We start from the raw sequence: 14,424 nt of genomic DNA, 5'->3' as shown, positions 1-14,424 counted from the left end.
CCGGCATGCGACAGGGGCGTCCCGGCTCGTCCGGGGCGCCCCTTCGGCGTCTGCCGGCTCGCCGCGCCTGCCGGGCCCTCCGCGTCTGCCGGCTCTCGGCGTCTGCCGGCCCTCAGCGGGACGAGCGGGACAGCACCCTGGTCGCGGCGGCACCGAGGAGTGCCCCGACGGCGACGACCGCGGTGGCCACCGCCGCCACCTGCCAGGCGACGGGCCCCACCTCGGCCAGCCGGCCACCGCCGAGCGATCCGGCGGAGCCGGCCGCGGCGGCGCCCAGCAGCAGACCGGCCACCGGGCCGGCGATCACCGCCGGCCCGAGCAGCGGCCCCCAGCGCAGCGGTGCCCGGTCGTCGGCGGCGAGCCGGAGCAGCCGGCGGGCGAGCAGCCAACCCGCGGCCATCCCGGCGAGGACCGGCACCGCGAGCAGCCCGGCCCCGAGCCCGTCGACCGGCCCGCGCGGCAGCCCGGCCAGCAGCGGTACGGCCGGCAGCGCCCCCACGGATACCTCGCTGGTGCGTACCGCGGTGTCGGTGCCGACGGCGAAGCCCGGACCGAGCAGGTAGCTGACCGCCCAGATCGCGGCGTTGGGCGCGTAGGCGAGGCTGACCAGTGTGATCCCGGCCTGGCCGGCGACCCCGGTGCGGTAGGCCCCGATCAGGTCGGCGGCGTCGCCGCCCCCGACGGCAACGGCGAGCCCCGCCGCACCGGCCCCCGCGCCGAGGAGCAGCAGCGCGGCCACCAGCCCGGTGCGGATCCCGTCGCGCAGCGGCGCCGGGGAGCGCACGGCGAGCAGGCCGGCCACGTGCGTCGTCCGGGCCGAGCCGACGAGGGCCCCGAGTGTGCCGAGCACCACGAGGGTCAGCCCGGCGCGCACCGGTGACGCGCCGGCCAGGACCGCGCCGAGCACCCCGAGCAACGCGTACGCGACGCCGACCGCGCCGGCGGCGAGGAGCGCCTGCCGGGGCGACCGCCCGCCGCGCGCGCCGATGGCCCGGCTGGCGTGCACGCCCGCCCTGGTCAGCCGCCAGAGCACCAGCGCGGTCAGCGCCAGCGGGGTCAGCCCGAGCGGGCCGGCGGGGGTGTCCAGCGGGACGCCGTGCCCGAGCAGCCAGCCGGCCAGCCCGGCGCGCAGCGCGCCCGGCACGGAGGCGGCGCCCTCGCTGAGCTGGAACAGCCAGAGCACGAGCGCGACCGGCAGCCACGAGGTGAGCGCCGCCCACCCGGCGGCGACCCCGGCGGCGACCACGAGCGGCGCACGGCTGCGGCGCGGCTCGCCGGCGCGCGGCGCGGGCACCCGCCGCCCCCGCCCGACGGGCGCGGCCGGGCGGGCGCCGGGGCCGACGTCGACGCCGGGACGGCTGGGCTGATCAGGGGTGACGGAGGACATCGCGTCTACTCTGGCATGCCGGGCCGGCGGTGGCAGTCCGATACCGCCCCCCAGGGGCGACGAGTTCCGTGATCCACCGTCTTCGGCCCCCGTTCCGGTCTAGCGTCAGGCGCAGGGACGCGATCGAGAGTCGCGGCACCGACGCCCGGAGGAGAGTCGTGAACACTCCGTATCCGCCGCCCCCACCACCACCGGCCGCGGCCGGCAGCGACCGCACGGTGCTCTGGGGCGTGCTCGGCATCATCCTCGGCCTGCTGTGCTGCGGCATCCTGGGGATCGTCTTCGGTTACCTGTCGATCCGGGACGCCAAGCGCTACGGCCAGTCGCCCGTGCTCGGCTACCTGGCGATCGCGTTCGGCGTACTGAACATCGTCGGCAGCGGCATCCTCTGGGCCGGCGGCAACTACCCGCTCTACAACGACTGAGGCCGACCGGCCCACGACGACGGAGGGCCGACCGCGAACGGTCGGCCCTCCGGTCGTACGTCAGTCGGGCTCAGCCCGCGGACATGATCTCCCGCATGAGCTTGGCGGTCTCGGTCGGGGTCTTGCCGACCTTGACGCCGACGGCCTCCAGCGCGCTCTTCTTGGCGTCGGCGGTGCCCGCCGAGCCGGAGATGATCGCACCGGCGTGGCCCATGGTCTTGCCGGGCGGCGCGGTGAAGCCGGCGATGTAGCCGACCACCGGCTTGGTCACGTTCGCCTTGATGAACTCGGCGGCCCGCTCCTCGGCGTCGCCACCGATCTCACCGATCATGACGATCGCGTCGGTGTCGGGGTCGGCCTCGAACGCGGCGAGCGCGTCGATGTGGGTGGTGCCGATGATCGGGTCACCGCCGATGCCGACGCAGGTCGAGAAGCCGATGTCGCGCAGCTCGTACATCATCTGGTAGGTCAGCGTGCCGCTCTTGCTGACCAGGCCGATGCGGCCGGTGCCGGTGATGTCGGCCGGGATGATGCCGGCGTTGGAGGCGCCCGGCGAGGCGATGCCCGGGCAGTTCGGGCCGATGATCCGGGTCCGCTCCCCCTTGGCGACGTTGTACGCCCAGAACGCGGCGGTGTCGTGCACCGGCACGCCCTCGGTGATCACCACGGCCAGGTCGATCCCGGCGTCGATCGCCTCGACGACCGCGCCCTTGGTGAACTGCGGCGGTACGAAGATCACGGTCACGTCGGCACCGGTCTGCGCCATCGCGTCCGCGACGCTGGCGAAGACCGGCAGCTCGGTGCCGTCGAAGTCGACCGTCTGGCCCGCCTTGCGCGGGTTGACGCCGCCGACGACGTTGGTGCCCGCGGCGAGCATCCGCCGGGTGTGCTTGGAACCCTCGGAACCGGTCATCCCCTGGACGATGACCTTCGAGTCCTTGGTCAGCCAGATAGCCATTGTCAGACCCCCGCAGCCGCCAGCTCGGCGGCCCGCTCGGCCGCGCCATCCATCGTGTCGACCCGCTGGACCAGCGGGTTGTTCGCGCCGTCGAGGATCGCCCGGCCGGCCTCGGCGTTGTTGCCGTCGAGGCGGACGACCAGCGGCTTGGTGACCTGCTCGCCGCGCTGCTCGAGCAGGGCCAGCGCCTGCACGATGCCGTTGGCGACCTCGTCGCAGGCGGTGATGCCGCCGAAGACGTTGACGAAGACGCTCCTCACCGACGGGTCGGACAGGACGATCTCCAGCCCGTTCGCCATCACGGCGGCGCTCGCGCCGCCGCCGATGTCGAGGAAGTTGGCCGGCTTGACGCCGCCGTGCCGCTCACCGGCGTACGCGACCACGTCGAGGGTCGACATGACCAGGCCGGCGCCGTTGCCGATGATCCCGACCTCGCCGTCGAGCTTGACGTAGTTGAGGTCCTTCTCCTTGGCGGCCTGCTCCAGCGGGTCCACGGCGGCCTGGTCGACCAGCGCCTCGTGGTCCGGGTGCCGGAACGCGGCGTTCTCGTCGAGGGTGACCTTGGCGTCGAGCAGCAGCAGCTTGCCCTCGCCGGTCTTGGCCAGCGGGTTCACCTCGACCAGCGTGGCGTCCTCGGCGACGAAGGCCTTCCACAGCCCCACGGCGACCTCGACGACCTGGTCGGCGACCTCGGCCGGGAAGTTGGCGGCGGTGACGATCTCGCGCGCCTTCGCCTCGTCGACGCCGGTGTTGGCGTCGATCGGAGCCTTGACGACCTTCTCCGGGGTCTCGGCGGCGACCTGCTCGATGTCCATTCCACCCGCGACGCTGGCGATGCAGAGGAAGGTGCGGTTCGCCCGGTCGAGCAGATAGGAGAAGTAGTACTCCTCGGCCACGTCCGCGGTCACGGTGATCATGACCTTGTGGACGGTGTGGCCCTTGATGTCCATGCCCAGGATGTCGGTGGCGCGGGCCACCGTCTCCTCGGCGCCCTCGGCCAGCTTCACGCCGCCGGCCTTGCCTCGGCCACCGACCTTCACCTGCGCCTTGACGACCACCCGACCGCCGAGGCGTTCGGCGATCGCGCGGGCCTCCTCCGGGGTCGTGGCGACGCCGCCGGCGAGCACGGGCAAGCCGTGCCGCTCGAACAGGTCCCGCCCCTGGTACTCGTACAGGTCCACGTTTGCGCGTCCCGTCCCGTCTCCGCGGCGCGCCGTCGCGCCGCCACCAGCGTTATGGAAAACAGTTTGACGCCTGTCATCACTTGAAACAGGCCATTGGGCGCAGCCTAGCGAGGTGGACACCGCCGGCAACCGAGCGGGTGCGCGTTGTGTGGTAATGCACATTCGGCGGCGTCACGCGGCCTTTTCGCGACTTCGGCCCGATCTCCGCCGTCCGGGCGATGTTGCCGGGGGTGCGTAACCCCGCCGTGGGGACGTCGTTGAGTCAGGTGTCGGAGCGCTGATCGCAGCGCGACGGCGGGAGCGGCCGATGCCCTGTCGGTCGAGGGGTGGCGGCGGGGCATCGTGCATAGAGGGGCCGGACGTGTGAGGGGTGCGTCCGGCCCCTCCCCCTGTCCGGCTCCGGCCGACCGGCCCCGCGGCTGCCGTCAGACGGCAGGCTGCGCGACTGCTGTCAGGCGACCCGCGGCTGCCGTCAGGCGACCGGCTGGGCGACGTTCTGCCGGACCCACTCGACGATCGACTGGGTGGTCGCGCCCGGCGTGAAGATCTTCGCGACGCCGATCCGCTGCAACTCCGGGATGTCGGCGTCGGGAATGATGCCGCCGCCGAACACGACGATGTCGCGGGCGTCGCGCTCACCGAGCAGCTCCACCACCCGCCGGAACAGCGTCATGTGCGCCCCTGACAGCACGGAGAGCCCGACCGCGTCGGCGTCCTCCTGGATCGCGGTCTCCACGATCTGTTCCGGGGTCTGGTGCAGGCCGGTGTAGATGACCTCCATGCCGGCGTCCCGCAGGGCACGCGCGACGACCTTTGCACCACGGTCGTGGCCGTCCAGGCCCGGCTTGGCGACGACGACCCGAACACGAGAGCTCATCAGCGCATCCCTTTCACCGGCTCCGCGGCTTCACTGAACGAACGGTAACCCGCCCGGCCCTGCCCGGGAAATCCGGGCGGCGAACCGCACGGCAACCGGGCGCGGTCGCAGCTCTGCGGGAGCGGGCGCGGCGGACCGCGCCGACGGCCGGCGTCAAGCCGGACACCTCCGCCGTTCGGTCACCCTGCGCGACGAACGGGCAGTTAGGGGGGCACCGTTCGAGGGGTACGAGCCATGACAATCACGGACGCAAAGGGACAGAACGCGGTAGCAATTCGGCGCTTCGGCTTGTGACGGGACTGGTGGTTGGCTAACGTGTCCACGGTTGTCATCAGGTCCACGGACGGGTGACGACGCGGCCAGGCGACGTTCACCCGAGTTTCACGGGCGTCGAGGAAGCCGCATCGGATCCCCGACAACGGAGGGTGTGCGTGCGCCAGCGCCTGTCGTCTGAGCCCGATCGATATCGCGGTCGTCGCCGCGTACCCACCCCCCCGCGTAGCCGCTACGCGGCCGTCGTCACCACCGCGTTCGTCGGGGCCGGCATCGTCGCGATCGGCGCGGGCGCCCTGCCGGACGCCAAGAGCGTCAGCCCGTCGGTCCTCGACGAGCTCAAGGCCGCCTCGACCATCAACCAGGACACCGCGGCCCGCGCCGATTCCGCCAACCGGGCCAGCCGCGACAGCGACCGGGCCGGTGCCGACGAGTCCGCCGAGTCCGAGGTCTGGCTGCTCCCCCTCCAGGGCTACGAATTCAACTCCCCCTACGGCATGCGCTGGGGCAAGCTGCACACCGGCGTCGACCTGGTCGCCGCCGAGGGCACGCCCTACGTGGCCATCCACGGCGGCACCGTCACCAAGGCCGGCTGGTTCGGCGGCTACGGCTACACGGTGATCGTCCAGCACGCCGACGGCAGCGAGGCGATCTACGGCCACTCCTCCGCGCTCAGCGTGAAGGAGGGGCAGCAGGTGAAGGCGGGCGACCAGCTCGGCCTCGTCGGCAACACCGGCCACTCCTACGGCTCCCACCTGCACCTCGAGGTGCATGTCAAGGGTGAGCCGCTCGACCCGGTGCCGTGGCTCAAGGAGCGCGGAGTGGACATCCAGCTACAAGTCGAGGCTTACTACAGCGAGGTAGCCGCGCCCTGACGCTGCGCATCGCACGGTGACCGCCCGGATCTGTCGATCCGGGCGGTTTTTCGTTGGCGACAATTAGCCGAAGTAAGCCGCGTCACACTCACGACTGTGACGGGCGCCATTCACCGGCATGATCACTTTTGCCCGCGAATACCCCTAACGGGCACGCAACAGACGGCGACGGCCGCCACGGCCCGCCCCGACTCCGTATCCCTACCCGTCACGCGGCGTGGCGACACCAGTATTTCGAGGTCAAGTGCCCCCTCGATCAGTGAAGGTCCGCCGTGCAGGAAGACATTCGGAACGAGAACACCCCCGACGCCCCCGTCCGGCACCGGCGGCGGATCGGCAGCCGTACCCGCGTGATCATCGCAGCGGCGGCCCTGGCCGGCCTCGGTCTCGGCGGAGCCGCCTTCGCGGCCACCGGGAACGACGAGCCCTCCGTGCCGGCCGCCGCCGCGGAGCCGCAGGCCCGCGCGCAGGCCGCCGACCGCGCCGACCGCGCCGCCCGGGAGACCACCGCCCCGGCCACCCCCTCGGCGAGCCCGACGCCCAGCCCCACGAAGGCCAGCCCTTCGGCGAAGCCCCGCCCCAAGGCCACCACCGCCAAGCCGAAGCCGAAGGCGACCACCAAGCCGAAGCCCAGTTGGGTGATCCCGATGAAGGGCGCGGCGATCACCTCCTGCTACGGCCCACGCTGGGGCACGCAGCACGCCGGCATCGACTTCGCGCTGCCCGCCGGCACCCCGGTCCGCGCGGCCTTCGGCGGCACCGTCACCAAGGCCGGCGACGTCGGCGACGGGTACGGCATCTCCGTCTTCGTCGACCACGGCAACGGCTACCTGACCCACTACGCGCACCTGAGCACCACCAAGGTGGGCGTGGGCGACAAGGTCGACGCCGGGCAGACCATCGGCCTGGAGGGGTCCACCGGCGACTCCACCGGCCCGCACCTGCACTTCGAGGTGCACCAGGGCCAGATGTGGAACCAGATCGATCCCGCGCCGTTCCTGCGTGCCCGGGGCATCGACGTGGCCTGCTGACCCCGTAGCCACCGGGACGGCCCGGTCCGGCGTGCTGCCGGGCCGGGCCGCGGCGCGTCTCAGAGCTTGTCGATCGGGGCGTGCCGGAGCACCAGCCACATCGTCTGGTCGCCGAAGTCGATCTGCGCCCGCGCGCCCGGGCCGTGCCCCTCGACGGCGAGCACCCGGCCCAGGCCGTAGCGCTGGTGGTTGACCCGGTCGCCCACGGCGACCTTCGGCCCCTGCGGCAGCTCGCTCGCCGTGGTGAGGCGGCTGGCGTCGACCCCCAGCCGCTTCGCCAACTGCGCGGCCTTGGGAGTGCCGCCGTTGAAGCCCCCGCGCCCGCCGGGCACCCGGTCCGCGCGGCCACCCACGCCGCCGCCCCCGCCGGCCCACGAGGTGTACGAACCCTCGGTGCGCTCCCAGCGCACCAGCTCCGGCGGCAGCTCCTCCAGGAAGCGCGACGGCGGGTTGTAGGCCGGCTGCCCCCACGCCGAGCGGGTGACCGCCCGGGAGAGGTAGAGACGCTGGCGGGCCCGGGTGATGCCGACGTACGCCAGCCGGCGCTCCTCCTCCAGCTCCCGGCTGTCGCCCAGCGAGCGCAGGTGCGGGAAGACGCCGTCCTCCAGGCCGGTCAGGAAGACCACCGGGAACTCCAGGCCCTTGGCGGTGTGCAGCGTCATCAGCGTGACCACGCCCTGGTGGTCGGGGTCGTCCGTCGGCACCTGGTCGGCGTCGGCGACCAGCGCGACCTGCTCCAGGAAGCCGGCCAGGGTGGCCCGCTCCCCCTCCTCGCCGAGGGCCTCGATCCGCTCGGTGTACTCCCGGGCGACGCTGACCAGCTCCTGGAGGTTGTCGACCCGCCCCGCGTCCTGCGGGTCGAGGCTCTCCTCCAGCTCGGTGAGGTAGCCCGAGCGGGTCAGCAGCGCCTCCAGCACCTCCTCCGGGGTGCCCGTCTCGGCCAGCTCGCGGGCGCCGTCGAGCAGGGCCACGAAGTCGGCGATGCCGTTGGCCGCCCGAGTGGAGATGCCCGGGGCGTCCTTGGCCCGCCGCAGCGCCGCCCCGAAGGAGACCCGGTCGCGGCTGGACAGCGCCTCCACGCACGCCTCGGCCCGGTCGCCGATGCCACGGCGCGGCGTGTTGAGGATCCGGCGCAGGCTGACCGTGTCGTCGTCGTTGACCACCGCGCGCAGGTAGGCCAGCGCGTCGCGGACCTCCTTGCGCTCGTAGAAGCGCACCCCGCCGACCACCTTGTAGGGCAGGCCGACGCGGATGAACACCTCCTCGAAGACCCGGGACTGGGCGTTGGTGCGGTAGAAGACGGCCACGTCACCGGGGCGGGTCTCGTCGGCGTCGACCAGCCGGTCGATCTCGCGCGCCACCCAGTCGGCCTCGGCGTGCTCGGTGTCGGCCACGTAGCCGACGATCGGCTCGCCGGCGCCCGCCTCGCTCCACAGCCGCTTCGGCTTGCGCGACGTGTTGCGGTCGATCACCGCGTTGGCCGCGTTGAGGATGGTCTGGGTGGAGCGGTAGTTCTGCTCCAGCAGGATCGTCCGGGCGTCGCCGAAGTCGCGCTCGAACTCCAGGATGTTGCGGATCGTGGCGCCCCGGAACGCGTAGATCGACTGGTCGGCGTCACCGACCACGCAGAGCTCCGCCGGCTCGATCCCCTCCGTGCCGGCGACCAGCTCCTTGATCAGCACGTACTGGGCGTGGTTGGTGTCCTGGTATTCGTCGACCAGGACGTGCCGGAACCGCCGGCGGTAGCTCTCCGCGACGTGCGGGTGGGACTGGAGCAGGTGCACCGTCGTCATGATCAGGTCGTCGAAGTCCAGCGCGTGCGCCTCGCGCAGCCGCCGCTGGTAGAGCGTGTAGGCCTCCGCCAGCGCCCGCTCGTTGGGCCCCTTGGCGCGGCCCGCGAACTCCTCGGGGTCGACCAGCTCGTTCTTCAGGTTGGAGACCTGGGCGGCCAGCCCGCGCGCCGGGTAGCGCTTCGGGTCGAGGTCCAGCTCCCTGGCGACCATCTGCATCAGTCGGCGGGAGTCGTCCGCGTCGTAGATCGAGAAGGTCGACTTCAGCCCGGCGTGCTCGTGCTCGGCGCGCAGGATGCGTACGCACGCCGAATGGAACGTCGACACCCACATCAGGCGGGCGCGGGGACCCACCAGGTGGGCGACGCGCTCCTTCATCTCGCCGGCGGCCTTGTTGGTGAAGGTGATCGCGATGATCTCGCCGGGGTGCACGTCCCGGGCGGCCAGCAGGTAGGCGATCCGGTGGGTGAGCACCCGGGTCTTGCCCGAGCCCGCACCGGCCACGATCAGCAGCGGCGAGCCGGCATGGGTGACGGCGTCGCGCTGCGGGCCGTTCAGGCCCTCGACCAGGGCCTGCGGGTCGAGGTGGACGGCCGACGACCTGGGCCGGTGCGGCGAGGTCGGGGCAGGCGTCGGCGCGGGCGGGGACGCGGGGATGTCGAAGAGAGGATGCATCGCACGGCGAGTCTATGCCGCCGGGCGGACAGTTCCCCCGCCGCGCGTACCCCGGCTCGCCCGAGCCGTTCCCCGGGCCGGTCGATCCGCCCGGTCCGCGTCGCCGCCGGCTGCCCGCCGCAGGCGCGTGGTGGAGGGAATCGTGCCCTGACTCATCCGGTCGAGACGAAGATGTCACCCTGTCGTGTCTGGTGCCGCCGTCCCCCGTGCAGAACGATGACGGTGAAAATCCGGCTCCTCCCCCGTACACGACTGGGAGAACGACCATGACTCAGCCGCGTTCGCGCGGTCGGGCGGCGCTGCGCCACCTCGCCGCGCCCACCCTCGCGTTGGCCGTCGTCGCCACGCTGTCCCCCGCTTCCCGGCCCGCGCCGGGTCCCGCCGGCGACCAGACGGCCGGCCTCACCCCCGTCTCGGTCTCCTACGCCGCCCCGAGCGGCGGCGAGGTCAAGGGCAACTTCCTGAGCTACAACGACTTCCACGGCGCCATCGACCCGCCCGGCGGCAGCGGCGCGGCGGTCAACGGCACCCCCGCCGGAGGCGTGGAGTACCTCGCCACCTGGCTGAAGAAGCTGCGCGCCGAGGCCAAGGCCGAGGGGCGGAGCACCACCACCGTCGGGGCCGGCGACCTGATCGGCGCCACCCCGCTCGTCAGCGCCGCCTTCCACGACGAGCCGACCATCGAGCTGATGGACGAGATCGGCCTGGACGTCAGCAGCGTCGGCAACCACGAGTTCGACGAGGGCGTCGACGAGCTGATCCGGATCAACAAGGGCGGCTGCCACCCGGTCGACGGCTGCCAGGACGGCGACGGTTTCGCCGGCGCGAAGTTCACGTACCTGGCCGCCAACACCGTGAGCAGGAAGACCGGCCTGCCGATCCTGCCCCCGGTGGACGTGCGGTTCGTCGGTGGCGTGCCGGTCGGCTTCGTCGGCGTGACCCTGGAGGGCACCCCGGGCATCGTCAACCCGGCCGGCATCGCCTCCGTACGCTTCACCGACGAGGTGGCGACCGCCAACAAGTGGGGCGGCCTGCTCAAGCTCTTCGGCGTCAAGGCGATGGTGCTGCTGGTGCACGAGGGCGGCGCCCAGTCGCCGCCGCCGGCCACCCCGGGCGTCTCGGACTGCGCCAACTTCTCCGGCCCGATCGTGGACATCGTCCGCGGCCTGCGGCCGGAGTTCGGGCTGGTCGTCTCCGGCCACACCCACCGCTTCTACTCATGCTCGCTGCCGAACTCCTCGGGCGCCCCGAGCGTGGTCACCAGCGCCGGCAACAACGGTCAGCTGATCACCGACGTCGACTACTCGCTGGACCGGCGCACGGGCCGCTTCACCGGGATCACCGCCCGCAACGTGGTCGTCGAGAACGGCGTCCGCAACCCGGACGGCACCTGGCAGCAGAGCGCCCCGGGCACGTACGTGCGCAACCCCGACCTGGTGGACCCGGGCGCCAAGGCCCTGGCCGACAAGTACCGGGCGGCCGTCGCGCCCATCGCCAACCGCGTGGTGGGCCGGATCTCGGCCGACATCGTCCGCGACGCCCGCCCCAGCGGGGAGAGCCCGCTCGGTGACGTCATCGCCGACGCCCAGCTCGCGTACACCCGCTCGAACGGGGCGCAGATCGCGCTGATGAACCCGGGCGGCATCCGGGCGTCCCTGCCGTACGCGGCCTCGGCCGGGGGCGAGGCGCCGGGTGAGGTCACCTACGGCGAGGCGTTCACCGTCCAGCCGTTCAACAACCTGGTGGTCACCCAGACCCTCACCGGCGCGCAACTGCGCAACGTGCTGGAGCAGCAGTTCGTGGGCTTCAAGGGGCAGACCACCCAGCGCATCCTCCAGGTCTCGGCCGGGCTGACCTACTCGTACGACAGCACCGCCCCGGCGGGCTCGCGGGTCAGCGCCCTGGCGTTCGACGGCGCGCCGGTCGACCCCGCCGCCAGCTACCGGGTCACCACGAACGACTTCCTGGCCAACGGCGGGGACGGGTTCACCGAGTTGCAGGCCGGCACGGCGCGGACCACCGCCCCAGGGTTCGACGTCGACGCCCTGATCGCCTACCTGGGCGCCGGCGCCCCGGTCGCCCCCGGGCCGGCCGACCGGATCACCCGCCTCGGCTGAGGCGCGGGCGGTCCCGGCGTCACGACGGCGCCGGGACCGTCCGTCCGGGCACGGGTTGCGCCGAATCCTTGCGCCGGCCGGGCCGGGGTCGGCATACTCGACGACGTGTTCGGTCAGCGCTTCTACTTTTACTACGGCACCGGGAGTCCGGCAGCCGTAGGTCGCGCCTGATCGACAAGACCTACGAGAAAGCCCCGGGCTCCTGGAAGCCCGGGGCTTTCTCCGTCCCGGGATCCGGGCACCGGGCACCTGACGGCGAGGGGTACCCGATGATGACAGACGTGGTGGAGTCCAACGGCAGCCTGACGCGACCCGAGGCGGGTCGGCCCGGCCCGGGTGCCTCCGGGTCCCCGGTCGACGGCCCGAACGGCGCCGACGACGCCAGGCCGGAGGCGGGCACCGGCACCCCGGAGCCGGCGGCGGCCGCCCGGATCGTCGAGATCCGGGAGCGGATCGACGAGATCGACCGGGCGTTGATCGAGCTGTGGCAGGAGCGGGCCCGGCTCTCCCAGGAGGTCGGGGTGACGCGGATGGCCTCCGGCGGCACCCGGCTGGTGCTTTCCCGGGAGCGGGAGATCCTGGAGCGCTTCCGGGTCGCCCTCGGCGCCGACGGCACGCAGCTCGCGTTGCTGCTGCTCCGCGCCGGCCGCGGCCCCCTGTGAGGCGTACGCCGGCAGCGGCCCGCCCCGCGCCCCCGTGGGGGCCCGGGCGGGTCGCCCGTCCCCGGAAACGACAGAACCGCCCGCCGTCGTCGCGGTGACGTCGGCGGGCGGTTCCGTGGGGCTCACACTTCGTGCGTCTGCACGATCTCGCGCTTCTCCGCGAAGTGGCAGGCGCTCGGGTGGTCCGAGCCCGGGCGGACCTCCAGCAGCGGGACCTGCTCGGCGCAGATGTCCTGCGCCTTCCAGCAGCGGGTCCGGAACCGGCAGCCCGACGGCGGGCTCACCGGCGAGGGCACGTCACCGGTGAGCCGGATGATCGCCTTGTTGTCCCGCACGGTCGGGTCCGGCACCGGCACGGCCGAGAGCAGCGCCTGGGTGTACGGGTGGGTCGGCCGCTCGTAGATCTCGTCCTCGGTGCCGATCTCGGCGATCTTGCCGAGGTACATGACCGCGACCCGGTCCGACAGGTGCCGGACCACCGACAGGTCGTGCGCGATGAACACGTACGACAGGCCGAACTCGCCCTGGAGCTTCTCCAGCAGGTTCATCACCTGGGCCTGGATCGACACGTCCAGCGCGGACACCGGCTCGTCGCAGACGATGATCTCGGGCCGCAGGGCGAGCGCCCGGGCGATGCCGATGCGCTGGCGCTGACCGCCGGAGAACTGGTGCGGGTACCGGTGGATGTGCTCCGGGTTCAGACCCACCAGGTCGAGCAGTTCCTTGACCTTGTCCCGGCGGCTGGCCTTCGGCGCCACCTCCGGGTGGATCTCGAACGGCTCGCCGATCAGGTCGCCGACCGTCATCCGCGGGTTCAGCGAGGTGTACGGGTCCTGCATCACCAGCTGGATCTGCCGCCGCAGCCGGCGCAGTGCCGGGCCGGAGAGCTTCGAGATGTCCTGGCCCTTGTAGTGGACGCTGCCACCCGTCGGCTTCTCCAGGTTCATCAGGACCCGGGCCAGCGTCGACTTGCCGCAGCCCGACTCGCCGACCACACCCAGGGTCTCGCCGGCCTTGAGCTCGAAGGAGACCCCGTCGACCGCCTTGACGTGACCGATGGTCTTCTTGAACACCACGCCCCGGGTCACGGGATAGTGCTTGACCAGGTCACGGACCTCGAGGATGTTCTCAGTCACGGTTCACCAGCTCCTCGGCGAAGTGGCAGGCGCTGGCCCGGCCGGAACCGACCTGCAGCAGCGGCGGGACCTTCTCCCGGCAGACCGGCTGCGCCATGGGGCAGCGCGGGTTGAACGGGCAGCCCGGCGGGATGTTCATCAGGTTCGGCGGGAGACCCTTGATCGTCCGGAGCTGCTGCCCCTTCTCGTCGAGCCGCGGGATCGAGTTGATCAGGCCGATCGTGTACGGGTGCGCCGGCTTGGCGTACAGGTCGTAGACGTCGGCTTCCTCGACGATCCGGCCCGCGTACATCACCGCGATCCGGTCCGCGACGTCGGCGACCACGCCGAGGTCGTGGGTGATCAGGATCAGGCCCATCTGCCGCTCACGCTGGAGCTCGGCGAGCAGGTCCATGATCTGCGCCTGCACCGTCACGTCGAGCGCGGTGGTCGGCTCGTCCGCGATCAGCACCTCCGGGTCCAGGGCGAGCGACATCGCGATCATCGCGCGCTGCCGCATACCGCCCGAGAACTGGTGGGGGTAGCTGCTGAACCGCCCCTTGGCGTTCGGGATCTTGACCTGGTCGAGCATCTCGATCGCGCGCTTCTTCGCGTCGGCCCGGCTCATGCCGCGCCGCACCCGGAACTGCTCGGCGATCTGGAACCCGACGGTGAAGACCGGGTTCAGCGCCGAGAGCGCGTCCTGGAAGATCATCGCGATGCCCTCGCCGCGGATGCGGCGCCGCTCCTCGAAGGACATGGCGAGCATGTCCTTGCCGTGGAAGCGGACCTGGCCGCCGGTGACGTAGCCGGGCGGCGTGTCGAGGATGCCCATGATGGTCTGCGCGGTGACGCTCTTACCGGAGCCGGATTCGCCGAGCACGGCGAGGGTCTCCCCCGCGTCGACGTGGTACGTGACCCCGTTGATGACCTTGGCGATGCCGTCCCGGGTGCGGAACTCCACCCGGAGGTCGTCGACCTCGAGCAACCTGCCCGAGGGGCGGCCGGACGCACCGGCCGCGGACTGCTCGGACACCAGAATGTCGGACAACTGA

Annotated in this window: 12 protein-coding genes; 5 read left to right on the top strand and 7 right to left on the bottom strand. The window is 72.4% G+C overall.

From position 1 onward, the window contains the following. Positions 1–112 precede the first annotated feature (112 nt). The gene (locus ACTMS2_RS13030; RefSeq protein WP_441175584.1) at positions 113–1,387 is read right to left on the bottom strand and encodes a cell division protein PerM; all 1,275 of its coding nucleotides are present in this window, start codon (positions 1,385–1,387) and stop codon (positions 113–115) included. A gap of 158 nt (positions 1,388–1,545) precedes the next feature. Between ACTMS2_RS13030 and ACTMS2_RS13025 the strand changes: the two genes are divergently transcribed. Further along, complete coding sequence (locus ACTMS2_RS13025) at positions 1,546–1,812, top strand: hypothetical protein (protein ID WP_088998459.1); 267 nt, start codon at positions 1,546–1,548, stop codon at positions 1,810–1,812. Positions 1,813–1,882: 70 nt separating this feature from the next. On the opposite strand, the gene sucD is transcribed toward ACTMS2_RS13025, so the two are convergent. From sucD to ACTMS2_RS13010, 3 genes are all read right to left on the bottom strand, one after another. Further along, complete coding sequence (gene sucD / locus ACTMS2_RS13020; protein WP_088998458.1) at positions 1,883–2,770, bottom strand: succinate--CoA ligase subunit alpha; 888 nt, start codon at positions 2,768–2,770, stop codon at positions 1,883–1,885. 2 nt (positions 2,771–2,772) lie between these two features. Further along, a complete protein-coding gene (gene sucC, locus ACTMS2_RS13015) occupies positions 2,773–3,951 on the bottom strand; it encodes an ADP-forming succinate--CoA ligase subunit beta (protein WP_441175583.1) in 1,179 nt (392 codons plus the stop codon). A 475-nt stretch (positions 3,952–4,426) separates the two neighbouring features. Continuing rightward, complete coding sequence (locus tag ACTMS2_RS13010) at positions 4,427–4,831, bottom strand: cobalamin B12-binding domain-containing protein (protein ID WP_101412721.1); 405 nt, start codon at positions 4,829–4,831, stop codon at positions 4,427–4,429. 431 nt (positions 4,832–5,262) lie between these two features. Here ACTMS2_RS13010 and ACTMS2_RS13005 point away from each other — a divergent pair, with 431 nt between their 5' ends. Both ACTMS2_RS13005 and ACTMS2_RS13000 read left to right on the top strand, forming a co-directional pair. Beyond that, positions 5,263–5,979: a M23 family metallopeptidase gene (locus ACTMS2_RS13005; RefSeq protein WP_441175582.1), complete on the top strand. Its 717-nt coding sequence runs from the start codon at positions 5,263–5,265 to the stop codon at positions 5,977–5,979. A gap of 272 nt (positions 5,980–6,251) precedes the next feature. Further along, a complete protein-coding gene (locus ACTMS2_RS13000; RefSeq protein WP_441175581.1) occupies positions 6,252–7,010 on the top strand; it encodes a M23 family metallopeptidase in 759 nt (252 codons plus the stop codon). Between the two features lie 59 nt (positions 7,011–7,069). Here the strand turns inward: ACTMS2_RS13000 and pcrA are convergent, their stop codons facing one another. Beyond that, on the bottom strand, positions 7,070–9,475 hold the full coding sequence (pcrA, locus tag ACTMS2_RS12995; RefSeq protein ID WP_441175580.1) for a DNA helicase PcrA: 2,406 nt from the start codon (positions 9,473–9,475) through the stop codon (positions 7,070–7,072). A 266-nt stretch (positions 9,476–9,741) separates the two neighbouring features. On the opposite strand from pcrA, the gene ACTMS2_RS12990 reads away from it, so the two are divergent. Together ACTMS2_RS12990 and ACTMS2_RS12985 are read left to right on the top strand one after the other, a co-directional pair. Then, positions 9,742–11,592 carry a bifunctional metallophosphatase/5'-nucleotidase gene (locus ACTMS2_RS12990; protein ID WP_441175579.1) on the top strand — a complete coding sequence of 617 codons (1,851 nt, stop codon included), beginning with the start codon at positions 9,742–9,744 and terminating at the stop codon, positions 11,590–11,592. A 269-nt stretch (positions 11,593–11,861) separates the two neighbouring features. After that, positions 11,862–12,254, top strand: coding sequence for a chorismate mutase (locus ACTMS2_RS12985; RefSeq protein WP_363620182.1), 393 nt, complete (start codon positions 11,862–11,864; stop codon positions 12,252–12,254). Positions 12,255–12,376: 122 nt separating this feature from the next. Here ACTMS2_RS12985 and ACTMS2_RS12980 read toward each other — a convergent pair whose 3' ends face one another. Next, on the bottom strand, positions 12,377–13,390 hold the full coding sequence (locus ACTMS2_RS12980; protein ID WP_441175578.1) for an ABC transporter ATP-binding protein: 1,014 nt from the start codon (positions 13,388–13,390) through the stop codon (positions 12,377–12,379). Next, positions 13,383–14,405 carry an ABC transporter ATP-binding protein gene (locus ACTMS2_RS12975; protein ID WP_357660633.1) on the bottom strand — a complete coding sequence of 341 codons (1,023 nt, stop codon included), beginning with the start codon at positions 14,403–14,405 and terminating at the stop codon, positions 13,383–13,385. Before ACTMS2_RS12975 ends, ACTMS2_RS12980 begins: the two co-directional genes overlap by 8 nt. Between the last annotated feature and the right edge of the window lie 19 nt (positions 14,406–14,424).

This window comes from Micromonospora sp. SD12 (genome assembly GCF_052068495.1).
GTDB lineage: Bacteria > Actinomycetota > Actinomycetes > Mycobacteriales > Micromonosporaceae > Micromonospora > Micromonospora echinofusca.
The sequence above is the reverse complement of the archived record's forward strand: the minus strand, read 5'-3'. Positions and strand labels throughout refer to the sequence as shown.

Coding starts and splice junctions, on each gene's coding strand:
- ACTMS2_RS13030 (WP_441175584.1), bottom strand. CDS start 1,387: ATGTCCTCCGTCACCCCTGATCAGCCCAGCCGTCCCGGCGTCGACGTC.
- sucD (WP_088998458.1), bottom strand. CDS start 2,770: ATGGCTATCTGGCTGACCAAGGACTCGAAGGTCATCGTCCAGGGGATG.
- ACTMS2_RS13010 (WP_101412721.1), bottom strand. CDS start 4,831: ATGAGCTCTCGTGTTCGGGTCGTCGTCGCCAAGCCGGGCCTGGACGGC.
- pcrA (WP_441175580.1), bottom strand. CDS start 9,475: ATGCATCCTCTCTTCGACATCCCCGCGTCCCCGCCCGCGCCGACGCCT.
- ACTMS2_RS12990 (WP_441175579.1), top strand. CDS start 9,742: ATGACTCAGCCGCGTTCGCGCGGTCGGGCGGCGCTGCGCCACCTCGCC.
- ACTMS2_RS12985 (WP_363620182.1), top strand. CDS start 11,862: ATGATGACAGACGTGGTGGAGTCCAACGGCAGCCTGACGCGACCCGAG.